At 56.2% G+C, this 4,924-nt stretch carries 7 protein-coding genes and 1 tRNA gene; 3 read left to right on the forward strand and 5 right to left on the reverse strand.

Annotated features, from left to right (window positions below; all coding sequences use genetic code 11):
• Positions 1 to 172 precede the first annotated feature (172 nt).
• Complete coding sequence (locus tag TX82_RS00620; protein WP_005009603.1) at positions 173 to 871, reverse strand: hypothetical protein; 699 nt, start codon at positions 869 to 871, stop codon at positions 173 to 175.
• A 300-nt stretch (positions 872 to 1,171) separates the two neighbouring features.
• Between TX82_RS00620 and TX82_RS00625 the strand changes: the two genes are divergently transcribed.
• Positions 1,172 to 1,567, forward strand: coding sequence for a pentapeptide repeat-containing protein (locus TX82_RS00625; RefSeq protein ID WP_005009606.1), 396 nt, complete (start codon positions 1,172 to 1,174; stop codon positions 1,565 to 1,567).
• A 79-nt stretch (positions 1,568 to 1,646) separates the two neighbouring features.
• Here the strand turns inward: TX82_RS00625 and TX82_RS00630 are convergent, their stop codons facing one another.
• On the reverse strand, positions 1,647 to 2,255 hold the full coding sequence (locus TX82_RS00630) for a formylglycine-generating enzyme family protein (protein ID WP_187291879.1): 609 nt from the start codon (positions 2,253 to 2,255) through the stop codon (positions 1,647 to 1,649).
• 185 nt (positions 2,256 to 2,440) lie between these two features.
• Positions 2,441 to 2,516 (reverse strand) — tRNA-Phe (locus TX82_RS00635).
• 151 nt (positions 2,517 to 2,667) lie between these two features.
• Here TX82_RS00635 and csrA point away from each other — a divergent pair.
• Both csrA and fliW read left to right on the forward strand, forming a co-directional pair.
• Positions 2,668 to 2,904 carry a carbon storage regulator CsrA gene (gene csrA / locus TX82_RS00640; RefSeq protein WP_005009613.1) on the forward strand — a complete coding sequence of 79 codons (237 nt, stop codon included), beginning with the start codon at positions 2,668 to 2,670 and terminating at the stop codon, positions 2,902 to 2,904.
• Positions 2,901 to 3,347 carry a flagellar assembly protein FliW gene (gene fliW, locus TX82_RS00645; protein WP_005009614.1) on the forward strand — a complete coding sequence of 149 codons (447 nt, stop codon included), beginning with the start codon at positions 2,901 to 2,903 and terminating at the stop codon, positions 3,345 to 3,347. The genes csrA and fliW overlap by 4 nt, the downstream gene beginning before the upstream one ends.
• Positions 3,348 to 3,355: 8 nt before the next feature.
• Here the strand turns inward: fliW and TX82_RS00650 are convergent, their stop codons facing one another.
• Both TX82_RS00650 and TX82_RS16450 read right to left on the reverse strand, forming a co-directional pair.
• Positions 3,356 to 4,708, reverse strand: a complete 1,353-nt coding sequence (locus tag TX82_RS00650; protein ID WP_005009617.1) for a hypothetical protein — start codon at positions 4,706 to 4,708, stop codon at positions 3,356 to 3,358.
• An 18-nt stretch (positions 4,709 to 4,726) separates the two neighbouring features.
• A partial coding sequence (locus tag TX82_RS16450; RefSeq protein ID WP_222822936.1) for a hypothetical protein occupies positions 4,727 to 4,924 on the reverse strand: 198 nt, incomplete at its 5' end.

A 4,924-nucleotide genomic window follows, 5' to 3' on the forward strand; every position in this document is an offset into this window, starting at 1 on the left:
CTTAAAAGAAGTAGGGTCTTTTTTATATTTGTACGGGACGCAGACCGCGACCAAAGACCATCGCAGGGATCACCAAACAGTAGCCATCTGCTCCTCCACGCAGTGGTATCCGCGCCCACAGACCATGCAGTGATTCTAGAGCACTAGCCCACTCGCTTCGCGCTTGGCGCGGTTAGAAGCGGACGTGGAGGCCGATGGTGAAAACGGGGTAGAACGGCACGTCGCTGAGATCGTCTTCCAACTGCCGCGCCTCGCGGTTGAGGTCCGCCTGGGAAATGGCAGGTCCGCTGAGTTGCCGGAGATTGACTTCGGAATCGCCGACGTAAATCACCCCCAGGTCCATCGAAAGCCCCACCGCCACCGGCAGATCGAGAAAATTGTCATCCGCCGCATTGCCCCAGCCGATGCCCAGATAGGGGCCGAAGTCCTGTCCGTGCTGGATGTCCGCACGCACGGAGGCATTGTTATAGTTATTATTGCCCACCCGGATGTTGCCGGAAGCGGTCAGAATGGCATCATGATCCAGCCAGAACACCCCGCCGGTAACGCGGAAATTGCCGTGGAAGGGATGGACATCGATGAACAGCGGCGCATCCTGAAACTCCAGGTCGGCTTCGTAATCGACACCGCCCAGGTCATCAATCGAGGTTGAAAAGTAGGTGAGGTTGTTGTAGCCGAGGCGCAGGTTGACCCAGTTGGTGATGAGCGGCACCGTCAAATCCGCACCCAGGCCCGTGGTCCCCGCCTTGCCCGTGATCCCGACACCCAGAACCGCCGATTGCCCGGGCGAAGCCATTCCCAGCATGGCGACCACAGCGAACACCGCCATCCATGATTTTCCCAAAACCGAATTCCCCCCTGGTTGTTTCATGATCCCCTCCTTATGCGACGGATTGTCTGGAATGAAAGTATAGGCCGCCCGGCCATGCCGCCATCATGCCGATAAAACAAACAAAAAATAAGGGGACTTCCGACGGTTGTCAAACTATTAAGAACACATGTTCATGCAATCGGGTCAAAATCAAAGCAAGGCAATCTATATGGGTTTCCCGAAAAGGCTTGCAAAAGTCCTCTCGCCGTTTAAAACTAAATAAAACCAGTCCGTCAGTCCAAACCAGGTGGGGCAGGACTTCACCCGAAAGCAACTCAGGATTTGAGGACAATCCCTTTCATGGCCAAAGCACAATTCTTATCGGACCGGCAACGCGCTGAAAAAGGAAAACGCAATCTGATTCGCGCCGATCTTTCCTGGCAGAGCCTCGGCGGAGCCAATCTGACAGGCGGGAACCTGCGTGGAGCCAATTTGTCTCATGCCAATCTGGCCGCCGCCAACCTGAGCGAGTGCAACCTGTCCGCAGCCAACCTGACCGGAGCCAATCTGCAAAACGTGAAACTCGACCGCGCCGTCCTGACCGGGGCCGATTTCACCAAAACCGACCTCACCGGCACGTTCCTGAGGAACGTCGATTTGAGCCGCGTCCGCAACCTGACACGGGCGCAACTCAACACCGCCATTGTGGACACCGCCACCACCAAGCTGCCCACTTACCTGAGCAAGGGGGGATGAGCCCGACCGCAAACGGATTGAGAAGCCGGGGCGCCAACCCGGCTTGATCCCACCGTTCGATTTCATTCAATACGGAAATCTAAGGGGTGAGCGCACAGCGGAAACCGACGTAGTGGTACTGGTAATGAGGAAGGCTTAAGATGCGGTAAGCGGTCTGCAACGTTTCTTTGCCGTTGCGCCAGGAACCGCCGCGCTGAACCTTGCCGCCGTTTTCGTGATCGCTCGCCGTCCACTCCCACACGTTGCCTGCCATGTCGTAGAGACCGAATGCGTTCGGGGGTTTCTGGCCGACGGGGTGCGTCTGTTTGTCCGCGTTTTCCTTGTACCAGGCATGCGCGTCGGCGCTCGCTTCACCCCAGTAGTAGGAAGTGACGGTGCCCGCCTTCGCCGCCTTTTCCCATTCCCATTCCGTCGGCAGGCGACGTCCGGTTTGCAAACAGAACTCGCGCGCCTCAAACCAGTCCACCTTTTCCACCGGGCGATTGGGATCTTTAAAAAAGGAAGGATTTTGCCCGATCACACGTTCGTATTCACTTTGGGTCACCTCGTGGATATCGATGTAGAACGCCTTGAGCTCCACCGTGCGTGGTTTGTGCGGGGGACCGGCGGTGAAAGGTCCGGCGGGAATGAGCTTCATGCCCTCCACCGTTTCTTCCTTTTCCTGCGCGCTGACGGGATCAGCGGCCAACGCTTTCATCGGGGTGAAAGGGAGGAAGGGCAAAGAAAAAAGTAGAAAAAGACATCCCGCCCCACCTCGAAACGCGGCAACCCTCATTGTGCAGGTCCAGCCAATCATGCCCCAAAGCTTATCACGATTGGAATGGGATACAAAAAGGAGGATGGCGATGCAGGAGAAAGCGTGCAAGGAAAGGATGGTGCCGAGGGACGGAATCGAACCGCCGACACGAGGATTTTCAGTCCTCTGCTCTACCGACTGAGCTACCTCGGCCCACTGTTGCCGCTGGATCAAGAATCAGGGAAATTAGCACAATCCCCCTACCCTGTCAATTGAATCGCCCGTCCATCTTTTCCCGGACCGCTCCGGGTTCATCTGTTATAATCGCGCAAGCGAGACCCGGTCACCAATAAGAGGAGTCGGCATGCTGGTTTTGACGCGAAAAGTCGGGGAAAGCATTCGAATCAACGACGACATCAAGGTGACGGTGATCGAAATCAAGGGCAAAACCATTCGGCTGGGGATCGAGGCCTCCCCCGAAACCAAGGTGTACCGCGAGGAGGTGTTCGAGCGCATCAAGGAAGAAAACCGGTCCGCCGCTTCACCGCAGTTCGATCCCGCCGCCCTCCACCAAATCCTGCAGGACAATATCAAGCTATGAAGTACGCCTCCACCCGGCTGGGCGAATTCGAGGTTCCGCCCGCATCCGTCCTCACTTTCACGCAGGGACTGTCCGGCTTCGAGCTGGAAACGGAGTACGCGGTGCTCCCTTTCGACGTCAATACAGAAAGCCCTCTCCACTGGCTGCACTCGCTGACCAATCCCGGTCTCGCGTTCGTGGTGACCAATCCCTTCCTCTTCGTGCCCGATTACAAAGTCGATCTCACTGCCGCCGACAAGACGGAACTGGGCATCGGCGCCAACGACACGCTGGCGGTGCTGGTCATCGTACGCATTCCGGAAGATTACCGGCAGATGACGGCCAACCTGATTGCGCCGGTGGTCATCAACGAAGCGCGACGCCTGTGCAAGCAGGTGATCCTCACCCATCCGGATTACGACACCCGGCATTACCTCCTGCCGGAATCCGTCCGCAAAAACTAAAAAAGACGTCAGCGCACAGGGGCTGGGGAATCCTTGCCGAATTTCAAAAGGTGGGCTTCAAACTCAGGATAGGGGCTGCGCACATCGACGTAAATATAATGCGCCCGCGAGTTGGAGTTCAACGCGAAGTTGAGTCGGGACACCTGCGTGCCGTCCACAAACATGACGTCGGTGGCGGTGCCCGCAGGACGGAAATCCGGATGCGCGCGCACGAAATCGATGAAGTGCTCGAAGCCCTGCACGCATAATGCGGAAGCGAGGTCCACCAGATCGCACACCGCACGCAGGCCGGTGGCGTTGTTTTTGATGAGCCCCTCCAGTTTCTCGGCACGGGTCACGGCTTTTTCAATCTCTCGTTTCTCCGGCTTGGCGGAAAACACCTTCACGATTTCATCTGGCGACAAATCATAACGAAACATCGCATTGTAATCGCTCTGGATGCGCGTGTTGTACCGGGTCACCCTAACCCGTCCCCAGGTTTTGGATTGCAGCACCTCGGTTTGTGCGGCTTTATGAAAGTTTTCCGCACCCTGGATGCATTCCTGCGGAGAAAGCGATACATCGCAGTAAAACGTAGGCAGTTGCAGTTTCTTGAACGTGTCGCCGAATCGTTCCTGAATGGTTTCGTACGCTTTCTTCTGGATCTCCCACTCGTTCCAGGTCGTGTCTGCGCGCAGTTGCCGGGTCATCCTCTCCACATCCGCATCGTAGCGGAGCGGCAAAATTTCCGGGTTCTCCTTCGCCGTATCGGAATCGGTGATCGTCACCTCCGCCCACATCTTGCGGCGAAGTGCCGGATCGGGTTCCACTTTGGCCAGCGTTTCGTATCCCCGCAGGCACTGCTCGTTGGTGATGGTGAGCGAGCAGTACAACTCGCGGATGAACAGCTTGCCGTGAATGGCGGATTTGACGGCGGCGACCTTTCCCAGAAACGCCTGCTGGTCTGCAGGTGACAACCGTTCGCGAAGGATACGTGCCACATACACCACCTCCGCGTCCCACGGAATCAGCAAGGTATGGAATCCGCCGGTGCGCAGAAACCGCGTGCTGATGGCCACGCGATTGAGGTCCGCGTCAGGCACTTCCTTCAATGCGGCGGTGAGGGTGAAAACCCCCTTCAGGCATTCGTGGATGCGCCGGGTTTCGCCTTCCCGGTCGCCGAACTTCTCCATGAAGGGAAAACATTCCAAGCGGGCGATGCCATGGGTTTTTTCAAGAAACCGTTTCTGGAGTACCAACCGGTTGAAGGCGCTTTCTTCAGCCTGGGCCGGAAATGCGGTCGTGAAGAAAAAAGCACCCAGCAGAGCCACCGCGAGAAGGCTTGGGGTCTGCGTTGCGCGTGGGATTCGGGTTGCCTTCATGCCGACGCCTCCATTCGTTTATTTTTCTTTTGGGAGGCTAATTTGGGATAAAAATATTAAAAATGCCCATAACCCTAAAATACCAATTAGCCAGTCCCATACCTGGTGTTCTATATATCCTAAAATCAATACCCAGCATTGAAAGTAAATCAGTCCTTGCCCAATATCAATAATAGGAAATACCAAGAAGATAATTGATACTCGGATGCCTCGCCT

This window comes from Nitrospina gracilis 3/211 (genome assembly GCF_000341545.2).
GTDB lineage: Bacteria > Nitrospinota > Nitrospinia > Nitrospinales > Nitrospinaceae > Nitrospina > Nitrospina gracilis.